We start from the raw sequence: 1,916 nt of genomic DNA, 5'->3' as shown, positions 1-1,916 counted from the left end.
AATCTGACCGCTGTGTAACGCAGTTGCATTATGCGCGTCGGGGGATTATTACGCCTGAAATGGAGTATATCGCGCTGCGCGAAAATATGGTTCGTGCGGATAATGCCTATCCGCATTTGGCACATCAGCATGCTGGCGTGCATGATGGCCAGCCGTTTCCGGTACAGATCACGCCTGAGTTTGTTCGTCAGGAAGTGGCGGCTGGGCGGGCAATTATTCCCGCCAATATTAACCACCCTGAAGCTGAACCCATGATTATTGGGCGAAATTTTCTGGTGAAGGTGAACGCTAATATTGGTAACTCTTCGGTCAGCTCTTCGGTTGAGGAGGAGGTGGAGAAGTTGGTGTGGGCAACCCGCTGGGGCGCTGATACGGTGATGGATCTGTCAACGGGGCGCTATATCCATGAAACGCGTGAGTGGATTTTACGTAATAGCCCAGTACCGATTGGCACTGTTCCGCTTTATCAGGCCTTAGAAAAGGTCAACGGGATAGCGGAGAATCTGAGTTGGGAGGTTATGCGCGATACGTTGATTGAGCAGGCCGAGCAGGGGGTCGATTATTTTACGATTCATGCCGGTGTGCTGCTGAGGTATGTACCGATGACGGCCAAGCGGCTGACCGGTATTGTCTCACGTGGCGGTTCGATTATGGCGAAGTGGTGTTTATCCCACCATAAAGAAAACTTTTTATATCAGCATTTTACCGAGATTTGCCAGATCTGTCAGGCGTACGATGTGTCTCTTTCATTGGGTGATGGTTTGCGCCCCGGCTCAATTCATGATGCAAACGATGAGGCGCAATTTGCCGAGCTGCGAACGCTCGGTGAGTTGACCAAAATTGCGTGGCAGCATGATGTACAGGTCATGATTGAAGGGCCAGGACATGTACCGATGCAGCTGATTAAAGCGAATATGGAAGAGCAGCTAAAACATTGTGATGAAGCGCCGTTTTATACCTTAGGCCCGTTAACCACCGATATTGCCCCCGGTTATGACCATATCACGTCAGGCATTGGGGCGGCGATGATTGGCTGGTATGGCTGTGCGATGCTCTGCTATGTCACACCGAAAGAGCATTTAGGATTACCGAATAAAGAGGATGTGAAAACGGGGCTGATTACCTACAAGTTGGCAGCACATGCGGCTGATTTGGCAAAAGGGCATCCGGGCGCGCAGTTACGTGATAATGCGTTGTCAAAAGCGCGCTTTGAATTTCGTTGGGAAGATCAGTTTAATTTGTCACTCGATCCGGTAACTGCGCGGGCATTTCATGATGAGAGTTTGCCACAGGAGTCTGGCAAGGTTGCACACTTTTGTTCGATGTGTGGGCCTAAGTTTTGTTCGATGAAAATATCACAAGATGTACGCGAATATGCAGAAAACTTGCAGGCAAATGCGCTGAAAAATCCGCAAAAAGCTCTGATTGTTGAGGAAGATGCCGAGCAGGGCATGCAGCAAATGTCCGCCCAATTTCGGGCCTCTGGCAGTGAATTGTATCACCCTGCAATATCCGATATTACGTCGCAAGCGCCTGCTAATTCGGAGCCGGTATAATGCAAAGCCGTGAAGTTATCGCGCGCGGGATCTGGCAACAGGCCATGCAGCGTGGATTGGTGACGACCGAATTTGATGTGGCGATGTGGTCTGAACATACGTTGCAGCGAGAAGACTCAGCCTCACGGGAGTTGTTAAATCAGCCGGTAGCGGGGGGCTGGGTTGACCGCGGTTTTCTGCCTAATGGCCAAATGGTTTCTGTTTGGCGGCCACATGAGAGCAGTGAGCATTGGTTGCTGGCTGCTTTATCGGTGATGCCACAGCTTGGTTTTGATGGATTAGATGCTCTGGTGCTGGCTGGTGCGTTTGCCAATACGCAGCAGTATTCTTGGCCATGTGATCGTGCTGACTTTCCGCGTG

The 1,916-nt window shown here is 50.8% G+C and carries 2 protein-coding genes; both read left to right on the top strand.

Annotated features, from left to right (window positions below; genetic code table 11):
* The coding region (gene thiC / locus ACRC27_RS02380; protein WP_438639110.1) for a phosphomethylpyrimidine synthase ThiC at positions 1 to 1,556 on the top strand (1,556 nt) is incomplete at its 5' end.
* Positions 1,556 to 1,916, top strand: a 361-nt coding sequence (locus tag ACRC27_RS02375; RefSeq protein WP_438639109.1) for a hypothetical protein, incomplete at its 3' end; no start/stop codon positions are given. The genes thiC and ACRC27_RS02375, both read left to right, overlap by 1 nt.

This window comes from Plesiomonas sp., from assembly GCF_051650925.1.
GTDB lineage: Bacteria > Pseudomonadota > Gammaproteobacteria > Enterobacterales > CAMTGL01 > Plesiomonas.
This window is presented reverse-complemented; position numbering and strand designations above follow the sequence as displayed.